General features: G+C 44.4%; 13 protein-coding genes and 1 pseudogene. 9 read left to right on the top strand and 5 right to left on the bottom strand.

Annotation, left to right across the window (positions count from 1 at the left end):
• The first annotated feature begins 12 nt into the window (after positions 1-12).
• The 9 genes from nikA to MST20_RS14005 all read left to right on the top strand — a co-directional run bounded on the left by nikA (position 13) and on the right by MST20_RS14005 (position 9,796).
• Complete coding sequence (gene nikA / locus MST20_RS14045; RefSeq protein WP_243942966.1) at positions 13-1,635, top strand: nickel ABC transporter substrate-binding protein; 1,623 nt, start codon at positions 13-15, stop codon at positions 1,633-1,635.
• A 9-nt stretch (positions 1,636-1,644) separates the two neighbouring features.
• Positions 1,645-2,589: a nickel ABC transporter permease subunit NikB gene (nikB, locus tag MST20_RS14040; RefSeq protein ID WP_243942964.1), complete on the top strand. Its 945-nt coding sequence runs from the start codon at positions 1,645-1,647 to the stop codon at positions 2,587-2,589.
• On the top strand, positions 2,586-3,413 hold the full coding sequence (gene nikC, locus MST20_RS14035; RefSeq protein ID WP_243942962.1) for a nickel ABC transporter permease subunit NikC: 828 nt from the start codon (positions 2,586-2,588) through the stop codon (positions 3,411-3,413). Before nikB ends, nikC begins: the two co-directional genes overlap by 4 nt.
• Before the next feature lie 18 nt (positions 3,414-3,431).
• A complete protein-coding gene (gene nikD / locus MST20_RS14030; protein ID WP_243942960.1) occupies positions 3,432-4,250 on the top strand; it encodes a nickel import ATP-binding protein NikD in 819 nt (272 codons plus the stop codon).
• 41 nt (positions 4,251-4,291) lie between these two features.
• Positions 4,292-5,110 carry a nickel import ATP-binding protein NikE gene (gene nikE, locus MST20_RS14025; protein ID WP_243942958.1) on the top strand — a complete coding sequence of 273 codons (819 nt, stop codon included), beginning with the start codon at positions 4,292-4,294 and terminating at the stop codon, positions 5,108-5,110.
• Between the two features lie 314 nt (positions 5,111-5,424).
• Positions 5,425-6,255, top strand: coding sequence for a MerR family transcriptional regulator (locus tag MST20_RS14020; protein WP_243942956.1), 831 nt, complete (start codon positions 5,425-5,427; stop codon positions 6,253-6,255).
• Between the two features lie 60 nt (positions 6,256-6,315).
• The gene (locus MST20_RS14015) at positions 6,316-7,671 is read left to right on the top strand and encodes an MATE family efflux transporter (protein ID WP_243942954.1); all 1,356 of its coding nucleotides are present in this window, start codon (positions 6,316-6,318) and stop codon (positions 7,669-7,671) included.
• A gap of 305 nt (positions 7,672-7,976) precedes the next feature.
• Complete coding sequence (locus tag MST20_RS14010) at positions 7,977-8,984, top strand: helix-turn-helix transcriptional regulator (RefSeq protein ID WP_243943423.1); 1,008 nt, start codon at positions 7,977-7,979, stop codon at positions 8,982-8,984.
• A 17-nt stretch (positions 8,985-9,001) separates the two neighbouring features.
• Positions 9,002-9,796, top strand: a complete 795-nt coding sequence (locus tag MST20_RS14005) for an SDR family NAD(P)-dependent oxidoreductase (protein WP_243942952.1) — start codon at positions 9,002-9,004, stop codon at positions 9,794-9,796.
• Between the two features lie 82 nt (positions 9,797-9,878).
• On the opposite strand, the gene MST20_RS14000 is transcribed toward MST20_RS14005, so the two are convergent.
• From MST20_RS14000 to MST20_RS13980, 5 genes and pseudogenes are all read right to left on the bottom strand, one after another.
• Positions 9,879-11,663 (bottom strand): acid phosphatase, encoded by a 1,785-nt coding sequence (locus MST20_RS14000; protein ID WP_243943421.1) that lies wholly within the window; start codon positions 11,661-11,663, stop codon positions 9,879-9,881.
• Between the two features lie 261 nt (positions 11,664-11,924).
• On the bottom strand, positions 11,925-12,752 hold the full coding sequence (locus MST20_RS13995; protein ID WP_243942950.1) for an alpha/beta hydrolase: 828 nt from the start codon (positions 12,750-12,752) through the stop codon (positions 11,925-11,927).
• A 392-nt stretch (positions 12,753-13,144) separates the two neighbouring features.
• Positions 13,145-14,380, bottom strand: coding sequence for a cytochrome P450 family protein (locus MST20_RS13990; RefSeq protein ID WP_243942948.1), 1,236 nt, complete (start codon positions 14,378-14,380; stop codon positions 13,145-13,147).
• A gap of 670 nt (positions 14,381-15,050) precedes the next feature.
• A complete protein-coding gene (xynB, locus tag MST20_RS13985; protein ID WP_243942946.1) occupies positions 15,051-16,652 on the bottom strand; it encodes a xylan 1,4-beta-xylosidase in 1,602 nt (533 codons plus the stop codon).
• 43 nt (positions 16,653-16,695) lie between these two features.
• A pseudogene (locus tag MST20_RS13980) lies at positions 16,696-18,089 on the bottom strand (MFS transporter).
• Positions 18,090-18,593 lie beyond the last annotated feature (504 nt).

Below are 18,593 nucleotides of genomic sequence, written 5' to 3'. Positions count from 1 at the left end.
AGGAAACAAAGCATGATGAGCGGAAGGATTAGTTTGAAAATTAAAATTACTTTTGTGTTAATGCTCGCCTTTTCTATTTTATTAGCCGGATGTACAACGTCAGGAAATTCAACAGAGAAAACTCATGAAAACATGGTCACAATGGCTTGGCCTAGAGATATTGGCGAAATGAATCCGCATGTGTATAATCCTTCCCAATTATTTGCCCAGTCGATGGTATATGAACCTTTGGTTACCTATGAAGCGGGAGGAAAGCTTAAACCGCATTTAGCCGAATCTTGGGATATATCAAGTGACGGTAAAATATATACGTTTCATTTGCGTAAGAATGTAACATTTTCAGATGGAACGAAGTTTAATGCGAAAATTGCGAAAAAGAATTTTGATTCCATTTTAAAACATACTGAGTTACATAGCTGGTTAGGGTTTATTTCAAAAATAGCCCAAACAGAAGTGATCGATGATCATACATTTAAATTGACATTAACTGCACCATATTACCCGACCATTCAGGAACTAGCCGTTGTACGGCCGGTCCGTTTTTTGGGAGAAGCGGGCTTCCCTAAGGACGGCGATACTTCAAAGGGTGTCGCAAAACCGGTAGGTACGGGCCCATGGGTATTGGAAGAGCATAAAGCTGATGAATATGCGGTTTTTAAACGCAATGAACATTATTGGGGTGAAAAGCCAAAAGTCGAGAAAATCAAGGTGAAAGTCATCCCGGACGCCGAAACAAGGGTGCTTGCATTTGAAAAAGGCGAGCTTGACCTCATTTACGGCGAAGGTGTTATCAGTTTGGATGCATTCAAGCAGCTGCAATCGACAGGTCAATATGAAACAAGCCTTTCTGAACCAGTGGCGACGAGACAGCTTGTCATGAATACGAAAAAAGAACAGCTTGCTGATGAGCGCGTGCGGCAAGCCCTGCACTATGGTTTTGACAAAGAAGCCATGGTGAAAGGCATCACCTCCGGGTTAGAAGAAAAAGCAGATCATATTTTACCGACAGACTTCCCCTACACGTCTGATATTGATGTAAAGAAAATCAACTATGATCCAGAGAAAGCAAAAGCGCTATTAGATGCGGCAGGCTGGAAGCTTCCGAATGGCAAGACGGTGCGCGAGAAAGACGGAAAACCTCTTGAATTTAGTTTAATGTATGATTCAGCGGAATCCATTCAAAAAACAATGGCCGAAACGCTTCAGGCGGAATGGGCGGCGATCGGGGTAAAGCTGAATCTTGAAGGCGTAGAATTGGCAACCCAAGTCAAACGGTTTAAAGCGAATGAATTTGATATGAACTTTTTTAGCAACTATGGTGCGCCTTATGACCCGCACACATTTTTAAACATTGTCGCCTCCAAAGGATTCGGATTTAATGAAGCGATTTCAGCCTATCCAAACAAGGACGAGCTAATCAAGCAGATGGCAAAGGTACCTCAAACGACCGATGAAAAAGAGCGGCAGGAGCTTTACTCATCTATTTTAAAATCCCTTCAAGAACAGGGAGCCATCGTTCCTGTTTCTTATATTAAAAAGACGGCGATATATCAAAAGAATATTAGCAACTTTACGTTCCCTGCCAATCGTGACGAACATCCATTTAGAGGGATTCGCATCAAACAGCAGCACTAGGAGGCTTTTATGGGCAACTATATATTGAAACGACTCATGTCTATTATTCCAGTGTTTCTTTTAGCTGCACTTCTGACAACTGGAATGATTCATCTCTCACCGGTTGACCCAGCTGAAGCATACTTAGCCGCAGCACATATCCAGCCGACCGATGAAATTTTAGCGCAAAAAAGACATGAGTTTGGCTTGGATCAGCCATTCTTTATTCAATATGTAAACTCTGTATTGAAGATATGCCAACTTGATTTTGGCATATCTTATGTTTCAAATCAGCCGGTTTGGGATGAAGTTGCACACCGAATGCCGGCGACGATCGAGCTCGCGCTTGGGAGTTTATTGATTGCGGTGCTTGTCAGTGTGCCGCTCGGCTTCTTAGCCGGAATCAAAAGAAACGGTGCAGTTGATCATATCAGCCGCTTCATTTCCTTTTTCGGGGCATCCATCCCGACTTTTTGGTTAGGGTATATGCTGGTTTTTTTCTTTTCTGTTCAATTAGACCTTTTCCCGGTAGAGGGAATCGGGACATGGCAGCATCTTGTACTGCCGTCGATGACTTTGGCGCTTCCTTTAATCGCGATGTATACAAGGCTGCTCCGTGCAAGTGTCATCGAAAACCTGCAAGAACCATATGTGCAATTTGCACGCATAAGAGGAATGACGAAGATGAACATTATGGCCAAACATGTATTGCGAATGGCCATTTCTCCGATGATTACAGGGCTGGGAATGAACCTTGGCAAACTGCTCACCGGCACAATCATTGTTGAAGTCGTTTTTTCTTGGCCAGGCTTTGGCCGTTATTTTATTGAGGCCATTTTCAATCGGGACATCCCTGTCATTCAATGCTATGTGTTCTTAGCCGCCACCTTTTTTATATTGAGCAACTTAATTGTTGACCTCATTCAAATGTATATTGACCCGCGCATTTCAAGGAAAGAAGGGCAGCATCGATGATAAGTATACGCAAGATTTTCAAAGGCTCAAAAGTGATCACAATATGCGCCATCATATTAACCATCCTTTTTATCATCGCTGTATTCGCCCCTTGGATTGCGCCGCATCATCCTGCTGAAGTCCATTTGGTCTATAAGCTGCAGCCTCCATCCTGGACGTTTCCTTTAGGAACGGATCATCTGGGAAGATGCAACTTATCCCGCCTTTTGTACGGCGCCCGGATTTCTCTTGGATTCGCGATGCTCATTTTCATTTCCTCACTCGTTATCGGCCTCATTATCGGGACGATCTCAGGGTATAAAGGCGGCTGGATTGATCAGCTGTTAATGAGATGCTGCGATGGTGTGATGGCCTTTCCGAACTTAATTTTAGTTCTTGGCCTCGTGGGCATATTCGGTCCTGGGCTGCCCCAAGTCATTCTGGCCCTCATGCTTGTGCAATGGGTCTATTATGCAAGAATTTTTAGAGGAATGGTGCTTAGTCTGAAAGAGGAGAACTTTATTGCGGCGGCAAAAATCAATGGATCTTCACAATGGAAAATTATTAAACAGCATATTATCCCTAATGTCCTCCCTCCTCTCGTCGTCATCGGCACGTTGGAAATGGGCTGGGCCATTATGGATATCTCCGCCATGTCTTTTCTCGGATTAGGCGTTCAGCCCCCGGCAGCTGAATGGGGAGCGATGATTCATGAAGGTAAATCATATATTCGGACGAACCCCGAGATCATGATTTATCCAGGGGTGATGATCATGGTTGTCGTTGTGACGTTCAATTTATTGGGCGAAGCCTTATCAGATCAATACGGCGTCAAACGTCGATGATAAAAAGGAATGAGGAAGTTGGAAACAGAACAATCAACAGTGCTTCAAGTCAGAGATTTGCATGTACAGGTTCATAATCAAAAAGGACATTCAACCCTTGTGCAAGATATTAATTTTGAACTGAAGCGCGGACAGGTTCTTGGTTTGATTGGTGAGAGCGGCTGCGGAAAAACGGTAACGAGCATGTCTATTCTTCAGACGCTTGATCCGAAAACAACCAAGGTGGAAGGAGGTATTGCATTGCGGGGCCGGGAATTGAACGGATTAGCAGATCAGGACATGCGCAAAATCCGCGGCAAAGATATTGCCTATATCATGCAAAATCCGATGAACGCTTTTACACCCGTTTTTACGATCGGCCAGCAAATGACCGAATCGATTCGCTCTCATACATCTTTTAGCAAGAAACAGGCGAAAGAGCTTGCGACCGAAGCATTGCATCATGTGAATCTCCCCCACCCTGCTAAACTTTTGCATTCTTACCCTTTTCAATTAAGCGGCGGAATGCTTCAACGGGTCATGATTGCAATTGCGGCATGCCTGGAGCCGGCCGTTCTTATTGCGGATGAACCCACAACTGCGCTCGACGTGTTTAATCAAAAGACGGTGCTGAAATATTTAGACGGCTTGCGATCTGAATTCGGCACGGCGATTTTGCTTATATCTCATGATCTGGGCGTCATTGCTGAATTGGCCGATGAAGTCGCTGTGATGCAGAATGGGAGAATTGTAGAAAATGGAGATGTGTTTCAGCTGTTTGATGAACCAAAACATGACTATACAAAGAGACTGTTAAGTGCACGGTTGACATTGCCAATGGATCAACTTGCCACTTGAGTCAGTATGAAGAAGACCTGCATTTGATACGGGGTGAACAAGTGAGTTTATTACAAGTGAAAGACGTCACTCATCATTATACGGCGCGCAAATTGTTCAAATGGAAAGCTCCATCGAAACAAGTCCTTTCCAATGTCAGTTTTTCAATTGAGGAAGGCGCATGTCTAGGCATGCTTGGACCAAGCGGAGCCGGGAAAAGCACGTTGGGAAAAGTGATGCTCGGTTTGGAACGGCCGCAATCGGGCCAAATCTTTTTTCAAGGTCATGATCTATATAAAGCCGATCAATCCATCCGGCGGAAAATCCGCCGCGACCTTCAAGCTGTTTTTCAAGACTCATATTCTTCCGTCAACCCGCGAATGACGGCGGAACAAATTATAGCAGAACCGCTGGAAAACTATGAAAGGCTCACAATCACCGAGCAAAAACGGACCATTATCGAGCTGTTGGAAAGAGTAGGCTTAACTGAAGAGGATTTAACAAAATATCCGCATCAATTCAGCGGCGGCCAATTGCAGCGAATTAATATTGCAAGAGCCGTATCGCTGAAGCCGAAGCTGATCGTATTAGACGAGTCTGTCAGCAGCCTGGACATGGTAACCCAAACGCTTATATTGGATTTATTAAAAGAGCTCAAAGACGATTTCGGAATGTCGTATTTCTTTATCACGCATGATTTAAAAGCCGCCTATCAATTAAGTGATACATTAGGTGTATTAGATCACGGCCAATTGGCCGGGCTATACGAGAAAGATCGGTTTTTAAAGTCAGACCACCCGGTAGTAAAAGAAATGAAGCGTTCCATACTGGCAGAACACCCGCGATTTCGTTCGATCGGAACAAGGGCGGCTCAGCAATGAATTTGCCGGGAGTTTTTCCTGAATAAGCTTCTTTAACCAAACTGTATTCACGGTTTTGAAAAATAAATATGGCAAATGAGGGCTTCCAATCATGAAGCCCTCATTTATTTTTAAAAATCTATCATTCGTGATATCCGTTTCTGCTTCATGATAATAGATTGCTTCGGCGTAATGCCTCTTTTAGAGGCTGCGGTTCCTTGTTGACCAGGCATGCATTTTCACCTAATGTCAATAGTAGACTTAATACATAATTCCGATAACCGAATAGCTCTGTATTTCGGTAATATCACTAAAACGAACAAATGAGGTGAAACATGATGAACAATCGATTCCGTGTAGGAGAAGTAGCGCGGCTTTTCAAGCTGCCCGCATCGACTCTGCGTTACTATGATGAAATCGGACTGTTCAAGCCAAAGTATACCGATCCTGAAACCTCCTATCGATATTATGGTGTTGAACAATTTCAGGTTCTGGATACGATTATTTTTTTAAGGAAAAATGGATTTTCGTTAAAAGACATTCAGCATCAGTTAAATAAAAGGACTCCGGAAACGACGATGGACATTTTGAAGAAGAAGCTTGAGGAAGTCAGGACGGAAATTTTCCGGCTCCAACGCAGTGCGGCGCGGATCGAGAACAAAATTTCCACAATCGAAGAAGGGATAAAACTTGCCGGTCATCCCGCTTTAACATTTCAGTATTTCCCCAAACGGGCTGTTTCCTATCTGTATTTTGACAAACCTGTCGATCTGATAGAGGAAGGCGACGACATTTATTTAAAGGATAGAGAAACGCTCTCGAGCCAGTCGATCGAGAATAACGGCTTCTTCACCGGAGACATCGGAACGATCGTGGATATGGAAAGTTTGAAGCAAGAGGGACCTGTAAAATACATCGGCTTATTTGAATTGCTGCACGGCGAAGACAGCGATGAATATTTAAACGAAGGGTTGTATGCCAGCTATCCCCATATTGGCCCCTACGAAGACATGAGGAAAAGTTATCAGCTTGTTTTACGTCAGCTGAAAGAGGAAGGATATAAACTTGAAGGAATCCCCGTTGAGATTTCCGTTCTTGATGAGGCTGTCATCAAGGAGCCCGATCATTTTGTCACTTTAATCCAAATTCCGGTGACAAAGTTTTGATTGACCTTCAAGTAACTTGAAGGTTTAGAATACTCCTGTAGCTCATTATAGGAGGAATACATGATGACAGAAAGACATCAGCAGCTCATGAAATTACCAGTTAATCAAGTGTTTTTTAAATATTTCATCCCTGCAACGCTTGGATTACTCTTGATGTCAGCGAATATTTTAATTGATGGCCTATTCGTGGGAAATGGCATTGGAACCTCAGCACTGGCTGGAGTGAACCTTTCCTATCCGGTCATTTCTTTGATTATGGCCATCGCTCTTTGGATTGGGATAGGCGGAGCAACAAAATACTCCATCAGCATCGGCGAGAATCGCCCTCAGAAGGCGAGCAGCATTTTTTCATTGGCTCTCTTCTTGGCGTTTATCATCAGCTTGCTTTTAGGAGTATTCGGGATTCTCAACATTCAAACCATTTCGCTATGGCTTGGCGCTAACTCCGACACCTCTTCTTACGTCATAGAGTACTTAAACGTCATGTTTTTATTCGGCTGGGTCATCGCATTCGAACAAGTGTTAAGTATTTTTGTAAGGAATGACGGCAGTCCAAAGCTTTCGATGATCGCTCTTGCAACAACATCGATTGTGAATATCATCCTGAATTTTTATACAATCATGATTTTGAACATGGGGGTAACAGGCGCTGCGATTTCAACGGTGCTTGGCGGATTCGCCGGACTGCTTGTACTCTCCCTGCACTTCTTTAACCGTCAAGCGCAACTGAGAAAGCTGGCGTTTCAATGGTCTTGGAAATCCCTTATGCACATCTTTTCCATCGGATTTCCAAGTTTTCTGGCAGAGGCCGGGCTCCTCGCATTTGTGACAGGGTATAACTTAGCGATGGCCGGGCTGGCAGGCACGGAAGGAGTCGCTGCCTTCTCGGTCATTAACTACCTTCACGGGTTCATGTTCCTGTCCTTCTTCGGCATTGAAATGGCACTTCAGCCCATGATCAGCTATTATTATGGTGCTGAAGAAAGTGAACGAATCAAAAGCAGCATGAAGATTGGGGAGAAGACCGCTGTTATCCTGGGGATTCTTTTGCTCGTTATCGGCTGGGTGGCTGCACCGTTCCTTGTAGGCTTATTCGGAATAGAATCAACCGAAATCCAGCAGCTGGCCATCGATGGAATCCGCCTATTTTTTATCGGGTATATCTTCCTTGGCTATAACTTTGTCTATATGAGTTACTTTCAATCCATTGGCCGGGCCGGTTCATCGGCTGTGATCATCATATTGCGAAGCTTCGTGTCCCTTTTCATCCTGCTTTGGATTTTGCCTAAGTTTATTGGTGTCACGGGAGTTTGGCTATCCTTGCCGCTTTCCGAGTTTTTTGTCGCTGCCCTCCTCTTTTTCATGATGAGAAAACATGTGATGAGAACAGGAAATCCCATGTTCGGCAAGGGATGATTTTACAGCCGGGAGATTCTTCCCGGCTTGTTTCCTATATCTAAGGACTGCATTCATCAAATGAAGATTCAAACAATAATACTTGTCCCTCCTATTTGAAGGTAATGATAGAATACAGGCGCCCGCCTGTCACAATCTTCGTACGCTGACGCGTTCGGCGTAACCGGCAAGTTAAATGTCGTCCTTTGCTAGTTACAGTCCGACAATGGATAGGTAAAGTTATAACTGACCCGCCAACAAGGCAGGACGCAATGACGACCTAGTGAGCGAAGGTGCAGAAAGTTAAAGGAGTGCTCATACGTATGATGTCTCATAATCGAATTAAATTCCCGGCAGGGTTTTGGGCGGGATTGCGTCACTTAGGAATTAATGCCTCTGACGTGCTCCGAAAAGCCCAGCTGCCGCTCACCATGATGACTGAACCAGTTGTCACCGCCGCCCAATACCTCGCGATCTGGCAGGCGTATTCCGATCTCGTTGATGATGTTTCCAAAGGAATCATCAAGCTTGCGACCGGTTTTGAGCCGGCACATTACCCTCCGGCCGTATTAGCGGCTTACCATGCTCGTGACTACCGCGACGCGCTAAAGCGAATGGCCCGCTACAAACAATTGTGCCCTCCCGAGAGCTTGCGTATCACCGAGGAAAGTGAGCACTGTGCAATCGAACTGGAATGGTCGGATGCTAAGCAACCCGGTCCGCCGCTCTTGATCGGCATTACACTGGCATTTCTTCTCGAACTCGGGCGCCGGGGCACAGGTCAGCCGTTGACAGCGAAGTCGGTCGAGTTTGCACACCCAATGGGCGACATGCAGGCGCTTGAAGCATACTTCGGCTGCCGTATCCAGAGCGGTGCAGCTCGGAATCGGCTGACGCTGCATCGAGGAGATCTGGACCGCCCCTTTGTCTCGTATAATGCAGAGTTGCTGGAGATTCTGACTCCTGTGCTGGATCAATCGTTGAATGATCAGCAAAATAGCCTTTCAATTACCGGAGTGGTCAAGTGGATCATGAAACGGACGCTCTCAGGAGGGCACCCAGACATTCAGGCTGTCGCGGGCGAATTGGGAATGAGCGGCCGCACCTTGCAGCGCCGGCTTACTGACGAAGGCACTAGCTTCAAGCAGCTGTTGATCCAAGTCAGACATGAGCAGGCGCGGGAGTACTTGGCAGACCCTTCGCTCGATATTAAAGAAGTGGCCTTTCTGATCGGATATGAAGATCAGAACTCGTTCTACCGGGCCTTTCGCCTCTGGGAAGGCGAGACACCTTCTAATTGGCGTAAGCAAACCCGGCTGAATGGACTTAACTAGAATAGGAGAAATGTTTGATGGATATGGGATTAAAAAATAAAACGGCTTTAGTTACAGGATCGACGAAAGGGATAGGAAAAGCCATCGCTATTGAACTTGCCAAAGAAGGTGTTCATGTCCTCATTAACGGCCGAAATGAGGAAGAGGCAGAACGAACAGTCAATGAAATAAAATCAGCTTTTCCTGCCACCTCTCCCCAAAACGCCGCGGCTGACATCGTGGATATTAGGCAAAGGGAAGCTTTATTTAACAAATACCCTCAAATCGATATTTTAGTAAACAATATGGGCATTTATGAAATCATGGAATATGAAGACGTTGACGATGAAGTATGGGAAAAATACTTCCGCACAAACGTTCTGGCTGCAAACGGTTTAACTAAATTTTATTTGCCGAAAATGCTGAAAAGTGATTTTGGCCGCATCATCTTTATTGCGAGTGAAGAAGCGATGATGCCTTCAGGACAGATGCCTCAGTATTGTATGACAAAATCAATGCTATTATCATTGGCAAAAAGCTTATCAAAATTAACAATCGGAACAGAAGTGACGGTCAATACGATCATGCCGGGGCCGACGCTCTCTGAGAATGTGAAGCAAATCATTGAGGGAATGTATCCTGATGAAGGGATGACTTTTTCGGAAAAAGAGAAGAAATTTATGACGGCAAACCTGCCTCAATCCGAAATACAGCGATTTATCAAGCCTATTGAAATCGGGAGACTGGCAGCATTTGTATGCAGTCCTTATGCATCCGCATTTAAAGGGTCTCCGATCCGCATGGACGGGGGAATGGTGCCGACTATTTTTTAAGATCCCCTGTTCAAGATAGACTTCGTCAAAACTAAAAACAAGCTGGCGGCAGTAAGTGCCAGCTTGCAGCTTTTGATGAAGATCAGCTTCTCCCCTTTTGATCAACTTTCAACTGAATACTGTTGGACTTATAGATAATCTTCACTTTATACTTGCTTGGCAATCCTCTGGTCTCGACGGAAGAAAATGAGCCATGACGCTTGTGGAAGGTTATGATCGCCGATCCGTCAACCGGTACGTAGTTGTCCGTAAAATTGAGGCGTAATATCCCTTTCAATTTTGCTTTGCCTTTAATTTTCAGCTGATCTTTTTTGCCGCTGAGCTGAAGTTCAAGTATTCCTTTAGCAGATTGTTTGTAGTCTCCTCCGATGACCAGTTTTCCTGGCACATCTTCCTTAAGGGTGCCTCCTCTCAGGGAAACATCACCTCTCCCGAAAGCTGTCTCCGAACTGCCCTCAAGTGTCCCTTGATCAATTCGTGTGCCGCCGGAATATGTATTTTTCCCTTCCAGCTTCAAAGTGCCTGTCCCCATTTTGGTCAGCTTACCAGCGCCGGAGATGTCATTGCGCCAGCGATCCGTTGCATGGAAGCCGCCTTTGGCGGAATCCATCTTCACGGTAACATCTTTGGTAAAAGCACCATATCCATCTGCGGCGGAAAAGAGATTAAGCCTTCCCCATCCTTCTCGATCATCAAGAACAGGGTAGCCGGCCGGAAGACCGGTAGTGGCTAAAATCATACGGCGCTGCTTTTTGTCAAGGTAAGGAAAACGCGTTTCCAGCAGGACTTCGGCTCCCTTTGGAACTGCCATTGGTTTAGCGGTTGTCTTCATTCGACGAAATCCATATGTCAATCGTTCCGTATATTGTTTTTTATTCGTTTTATAATCGCTGTAACTGTCTTCGCCTGTACCGGTTTGCGTTAATAGTTTACGATGCGCTTCATCATAAGCCGCTTTCTTCAATTTTTCATTGTCGGGATCAGACAGAATCGCAGCTGACAACGCTGTTGCCATTACCCTTCCCCCCATAACGTCCAGCGGGGAATGCATACCGGCAACAATCCGGTTATGACCGAGTTCAGAAGCGCGAGTCAGCAGCTCCTGATAACGCTCTGGTATCGCATAGGCATAAGCAAAAGCGCTGAGATATGCGGCGTTCGTATGTCCGCTTGGAAAACCTCCGTCTTTGTTCGGATCAGGATTGATGACGGGAATAAGCGTTGGAACAATGATCGAATTGCCTTTCCAGCGAAACGGACGGGGATAATTGAAATAGCCTTTAGCCGGATTCGATGAAGAAAAGTTGCCGCGTAAAGTATTGACCAAACTCACGACATGTCCAAGTTCCGAGCTGGTGCTGCCTGAATTGGTTCCTTCATCATGATATTTTTTTATCGAGGCATCTGCCGGGATACTGATGATCGTTGTCGTCGCTCCCGCGTTCATTCGATAGACGTCAGCAAGCTTCCCGAGGCCGTCAATAACACTGTAGCTCTGGCCCCTCCGATCATCAAAATATGCAGCATTTTCCTCAAGCATCGTGCGGTGTTCAGCAATATCCACGACTTTTTGGATGTTGGCATCCAACACTCTGCTGTTCAGTTTAGTACCGGTATTCCACGTCTTTCCGGGGGTCCAAAGTGTATTAAATTCGGAAAGCACCCCGATGACAGGATTGGATTCCGCCGTCATATTAGCAGAGATATTATTTTTGTAATGATCTACGAAAAATCCGGAAGAGTGCGGCGAAGCTGCGGTTGTTGGTTTAGTGGCTGCGCTCGCATCGCCTACAACCGGAGAACTTAGAAGAAGTGCCAAAGAACAGACAGCTATCAGTAAATGCTTCCTCATCCTTAACCGTTTCATTCTCACATCATATCCCCCTTGCTCTTCATCTCCCAACCATCAAGTTCTATATGATCGTATCTTAAATTTGTTAATCAAATGGCTTGATTTTATTAATGTTTTGTTTATATTTTGGGATTTTGCAGTTCGATATTTTATGAGCGAGGGGGTGCCAAGTGTGAGAAAGGCCGGATTTTACATTTTCGGCCTTTCTCTGCTGGTTTAATAGCTGATTATATACTTTCAGCAAGTACATGTAGGAAGCCCAGTCGGTCGTTTGATTTATTTATTTTCCTTCTCTAAAAACGCCATAACCGCTTTTGTCAGATTCTGTGCTTCTGCCGGCGCATCCGGAGAGCCGAACATCTTATTTAAATCACTGTGAGATAAGCTGTTGACTTGATACACAAATTCCGTTGCCTTCGCTTTGTTTGCGGTTTCCGCGAATTTGTAGACCGCAGGGTCTTCCCAGCGGGTCACAAGATAGGCGGGCGGCAATTTTGAGTTGTTTATGTAGGAAAGCGGCGATGCTTTTGTCCACACCTTTTCGTCTGTGCCAAACACTTCTTTATAAGACGGGATCGCTTCGATGAATCGTTTCATATCCAAGGGGCCATCTAAAACAACAATCGAATTGAGTGCGGCCGGCGTGAGGCCGACACGATTTAAATATGTTGAATCTGCGGCAATTAATCCGGCCAAGTGTCCCCCTGCCGAGTGTCCCATGACGTTGATTTTTGACGGATCGATTTGATATTCATCAGCATGATCCAACACCCATTTAACGGCCTTAGCCGCATCATCAGCCATCTCATCATACTGAACATCGGGATGAAGCCGATAGTTGACAGATACGAAAACATAGCCGTTTTCCGTGAAAAACGCCGGCTTCGAAGCCGATCTGCTTTTGTCTCCGCTTGTCCATCCTCCGCCGTGAAGGTAGATGAGAACAGGATGTTTTTTACCCTCGTTTGTTTGCGGTGTATAAATATCCAATGTTTGTCTGTCGTCTTTTGCGTAATGAACATTTTCAGCATTCTTGTTGGAAGTACAGGCGAACAAGCCGATACACAGAATCGCCACCCCTGTCCATTTGATGAATCCTCTCAAGTTTAAAAACACCTTTCTTCTTTCGCCGGTATATTTTAAAACGGTCTCATGGAACATTCCTGGAATGCCCATCTGCTAAGCAGTTTTAAGGCGGCGGAACATGAACATATGTTTCTAATTATAAACAGAAACAAGAAATTTACAAATATTAAAATCAATGAGAAAATTAAAGGTTTTTATTGTCGAGGTGCTGTAAACCTGCGAGGAAAAGATGAGAGGATGCATTCGCAAAAGCGACTGAAAAAGTAATAGACGATTAAGCTGGCAAGAGGAGTACTCCCCGTCATATCGGGGAGTACGATTTTTTATGAGCCCTGTGATAGATGGACGTCTGCTTTTTCTTCGGCCGAAATGACAGATAACAAGTCACGGCTGACCGCAAATCCAACCATTTAAAAACATAATGGCAGTTCTTCTAAAGCTCTCATCAGAAAATTGCCTTTCCATTTGATCTGCTCCCTTTCACCTTTGATCTCTATATGTTCAAAGCGGCGCAGCAAGGTTTGAATAGCGATTTTGGCTTCCAGCCGGGCAAGCGGTGCGCCGAGGCAAAAATGGCTGCCATGGCCAAAGGCAAGGTGGCGGTTATCCTTTCTTTCAATATCAAAGCGGTCGGCATTCGGGAAGACTGTGTCATCGCGGTTGGCTGAAGCTAATGAAATGATGATCACATCTTTTCGCTTAATCTCCTCCCCGTGCAATGTAAACGGTTCGGCCGCCCAGCGCAGGGTCGTTAATTCCACTGGACTGTAAAATCTGAGCGCCTCTTCAATGGCTGAGTCGATTAAATCAGGATGTTGACGAAGCTTTTCCAGCTGATCAGTGTGGTTCAGCAAGGCAAAGGTCATATTGGTTATTAAGTTTACCGTCGTTTCATGGCCTGCAACGATAAGAAGCATAATCGTCGAATACAGCTCTTCTATGCTTAATTTCGTTCCTTCGCTTTCTGCTTGAATTAATGCACTGACTAAATCCTCAGCCGGCTCGTCCCTTTTTTTGCGGACCAAATATTCCAGGTATTCAGCGAATTCGCCTATTTTATGCTTGTTTTCCTCAAGGCTTTCAGGAGTGTCGGAAAAATCAATTATCGCCTGGGACCAAACTCTGAATTTTTGCCGATCTTCAAGCGGAATACCAAGCATCTCGCTGATGACAATGATCGGCAGCGGGAAAGCGAAATCGTCTACAAGATTCATAGAATGGTTCGGTTCTACTTGATCCAATAAGGAATCGGCGATTTTTTGGATTCTGTTTTCGAGCTGTAAAACCATTCGGGGAGTAAATGCTTTCTGAACAAGGGACCGCAAACGGCCGTGGTTGGGAGGATCTGCGTTGAGCATATGCTTTGATAAAGGTTCTTCATTTTCCAGAGCGGAGAAGTTCTCTAATTCTTCTTCTGTAAACACATTTTCGTAATTTTTCTTCATTCTTGCATCCTTTAATATACGGACCGCATCATCGTACCTCGTAATGAGCCAGCCTTCGCCCAGATCTCCCATGGATACGGGATAAACAGGACGCGAGCCGCGTCTGTTTTTGTAAAAATCGTACGCATTATGTTTAAATGCAGCAGAAGATAGTTCTTCTTCAGACAATATGGTAGAGCTTTTCTGATGTTTTGATGACATTTTTACAACCTCCATCTCCAGGAATTGTTAATATAAACCTACATTAACATATTAAACCACACATTGTATTGATTTCATGATGCCAAAAGCTTCATTCCGCTAAATTCGATCGACAGGGTTCGGCCGAACGGCCTCTCCCATTTATGCTTTGCCTTTGGAGGAGCTCGTTTTCGCCATAACTTTTCTTCTAGCCCGTCTCCGTAAATATAAAGCTTTCACCCCTGTTCAAGCATACGCAGCAGTTCGTTTTCCTGCCGTTTGATCAAATGTTTTGGTTGTTTCCACGCGAGAGAAAGCGACATGGAGCTTTGAGGATGGCTCGCTGGAAAAATCAAACGGATTGCTTCATCGCAAAACCTCATTCGCCATTCTAAACACTCATCAACTAATGAACATGTGTTTATTATAAGTTGGGGCAACTTTCAAATTCAATCGGCAATCAAGCGATGGATGTTCATTAATGAACACCTTCTGGAATCATTGTTTAGTAATGAAGTTTAATTTGAAAGGTTTCATCATGCATCTGCTCCTTTTAGGTTTCACTTACCCGTAAAGCGAGCGAGGATGACAACTTTTAAAATGAACCGAGGGAGGAAAGAGGCATTAAGACGGGAAGGGAGGATAGTGAATTTGAACCGCCCCCGATTGTCGGGGGCGCTGTTTTTTTGACTCATAGCTCTTTGTACATAAAGTAATCAAAATCGGCATGTTGATGTGCCCCGCTTGTATCTTGGCATTGCATTCCCACAAAAGCTCCGGTGAAGAATCCTCCTCCGCGCACATAATCATCTGACAATTTTTTAGACTCCAACGGGATCTCAATTTTATACCAGTCTTTTTTATTAAAAGAATAGGAGTAATAATAAGTTTCCCATTCGACATTTACTCTTAAATAAACATATTGTATATCCCGCGGGATGACAATTTTGTCTTTTATCGGCTGTGAGAATGTAAAATTATCGCATATCGTTACATCCAAAATGCGCCCAAGGTCTTCATCATAAGTCACTTGAAGAGCCGTCCAGTTTTCGGTGTTGTAGTAATTCACGAGTCCCGCGGCTTGCTGAAAGGTCTCCGGGTTGAAATCAACAGCAGTTTCCGCTGTAAAACGGAGGCTTTGCCAACGCCTGGCTACAAACGCCTGGGTAAATGTAGAGGTTAGTGATTCATGTCCATATAAACGTAAATGATTCGGCCTTTCAGTCAATGATCCTAATTCTTTCGTAAAGGGAATCCGCAATGTCTGAAAGTTCATATTTAATGTCCGATCAGCAAATTGATCGACTTCCTCATATGTCGATGGAAACTTGGTTTCAGATATGCGGGGCGCTTCCACCTCCACCCTCCCCTCTTTTCCGCCTACAACATAAGGCCAGCCGTCTTTCCACTCCAATTTTTGAATCGCGGTTTCTCTTCCCAAAGGACAATATCCTCTTTGGTGAATAACCGAGTCATCAGCAGGATGAATCGGACGCCCGGTTAAATGAGCTAAATACCACTCGCCTGTATGCGTTTCCACAATTGATGCATGTCCGCATTTCTGCAACGGATTCCGAGGTTCGTGCCAAGACGTTAAAATTGGATTATCGGGGTGAATCTCATATGGTCCTTCGATATGTTTTGAACGGGCAATTGTAGCGGCATGCTCGAAACGGGTTCCGCCTTCCGCCGTCAATAAATAGTAATAATCCCCGATATGATAAAGGTGCGGCGCTTCAGTCAGTTTAATATCTGTGCCTTCAAAAATGATTTTCGGATGATGGATAAGTCTTTTTTCGCGCACGGAAAATTCCTGCATCACAATGCCTCCGAATGAATGGCGGCCGGTCCGGTGATCCCACAGCATATTTAACAAATATTTTCTTCCGTCTGCATCATGGAACAATGAAGCGTCAAAGCCGGAACTATTTAGTTGAATCGGCTCCCCCCAATCCCCATCGACGGTTTCGCAAGTAACTAAATAGTTATGACAGTCTTTCCAGGCTCCATCCACAACTTTTACATCTGTATATATAAGCCAAAACCTTCCTTCACTGTAACTTAGACAAGGCGCCCATACACCGCCTGAGTCGGGATTCCCTTTCATATCCAATTGTGAAACCCTCTGCAACGGATGTGCAACTAAACGCCAATTCACCAAATCTTTTGAATGATGGATTTGCACGCCTGGAAACCATTCGAAGGTGGATACTGCGATATAATAATCCTCCCCTACTCTGCATATGGATGGATCCGGGTTGAAACCTTTAAGCACCGGATTGATAATCTTCATCTTCATTCCTCCTAACGGTTTTAAAGTATAAGCCGGCTAATGGCTATTCCCGCTCAAATTCATTCATATCGTCCAAGTCACTTTGTCTCTATTCTCTAATTCACGGACGACTTTTGCATATTTTTCATCGCTTAAATTGTAAAAATTAATGTCGATCATAGCTAATATAAGGAAAATAACCGGAACTACAGTTGTCGTTAATAATATCCCTGTCAACGCTTCAGGAGTTTGGACCTGACCTGCGGCATAGCCGAACTTTTCCAGTATGAGTCCCGGAACGATTCCGCCCAGTGCCATGCCAAACTTGAAAAAGAAGCCGATAATCGCATAAATCAATCCACTCAAGCGTTTCCCTGTCTTATATTCGCCATATTCGATTGTTTCAGGGATAAGCGCCCACATATATCCCCCGGCCGTCACGCTTCCAACTGCGGCAATGACCCGAAAGAAGAGCACCAGAAACACATTGCTTGGCGGAACAATGAGAATGGCCAAAAGTCCAATGATATTTAATAATAAAGCGGCATTTAATAGCTTTCTCTTTCCCAGCCACTTATTGATTCGCGGTATAAACGGCAGGATGGCCAATGCAGGAAGGCTTCCAAGCAACCCGTACCATTTCACAAGATCAGCTCTGCCTACATTGTACGTCATGTAGTAAATGCCGACGGAATTGCTTATCGAGTTGACGCCAAAAATAATGATAAAGAAAATGCTTAAAACGACTAACGGACGATTCACCCGAAATTGCTCGAATATATCGGAAAATTTAATTTTTTCTTCGGACATTGGCAGAGCGACCCGTTCTTTTGTACTTTTAAAACAAAAGATTAATAGACAGGCGCCAATGATCCCCAGCATGCTCATCGTCAGTTGCCAGCCAAGAGCCGTGTTTCCTGTCGTATCACCTAAATAAGTAGAAAGTAAAGGAACAAAAAAAGATACGATGAGTCCGCCAAGATTGGCAAAGACCATCCGAACAGAAGTAATGCTGACGACCTCTTGATTATCTCTCGTCATCGCGGAGGTTAATGCGCCGTATGGAACATTTATCGCTGTATATGTGAGCGATAAACCGACATACGTGATATAGGCGTAGATTAATTTTCCGGTATCTGAAAAATCCGGGGTTGTAAAACAGAGGATGGCAAGTACAGAAAGCGGAAACGCGCCGAACAGCAGATACGGCCTAAACCTCCCGAATCTGCTGTTTGTTCGGTCTACTAATGTTCCGATAAAAGGATCGGCAAGCGCATCAATGATTCGAACAATCAGAAACATTGTTCCAGCGGCAGCGGCTGATAAACCATAAACATCCGTATAGAAAAATAAAAGATATGTAGAAACCGTGGTGTAAATTAAATTACATGCTAAATCTCCAGAAGCATAACCGGATTTCTCATACATACTAACTTGTTTTACATGTTCACCCGTCATGATTCTTACCTCCTTCACAGCCTTTCAAAGCGGCTTTAAAATGAGTTTTCATGAAAGCGTATACATTAAACCTGGCAAGCGGCTTTCAGCAGAAGTGAGACAGATGCTTCTCTCGTCAACCACGAATTCTCTTCATTGTAGGTTTATGTGATCTTATCACCTCCATTTTGAAATTTTCATAAAAATCAGATTTCAAAGGTTGCTTATAATCAGCTCATAAAAATGATCTCCCTCTTTTATCCACTCCTCATGCCCATACTTAGTTTAATCATCAAACTAAGTTTAAGCCAGTTTGAAAATGTTGTCAATCATTAGTAGTGCCTATTTCGATTTCAAAAAAAAAAACCTCGAAAAACCGCGGAGAGGAAACAATGTTAAAACATCAGATTTCTCCTAATAACACGGGGTTCGGCAGAATTGGGTCCTGCATGAGACATCTGCTTCAAATGTTATAACGCCTCAGCACCATGATCGGCCTTTTCTCTTAATAAAAGCACAATTTAT

Source organism: Bacillus sp. B19-2 (assembly GCF_022832475.1).
In the GTDB taxonomy this organism is placed as follows: Bacteria; Bacillota; Bacilli; order Bacillales; family Bacillaceae; genus Bacillus; species Bacillus paralicheniformis.
Note: the sequence above shows the minus strand (reverse complement) of the source record. Positions and strands in the feature narration are given on the sequence as shown.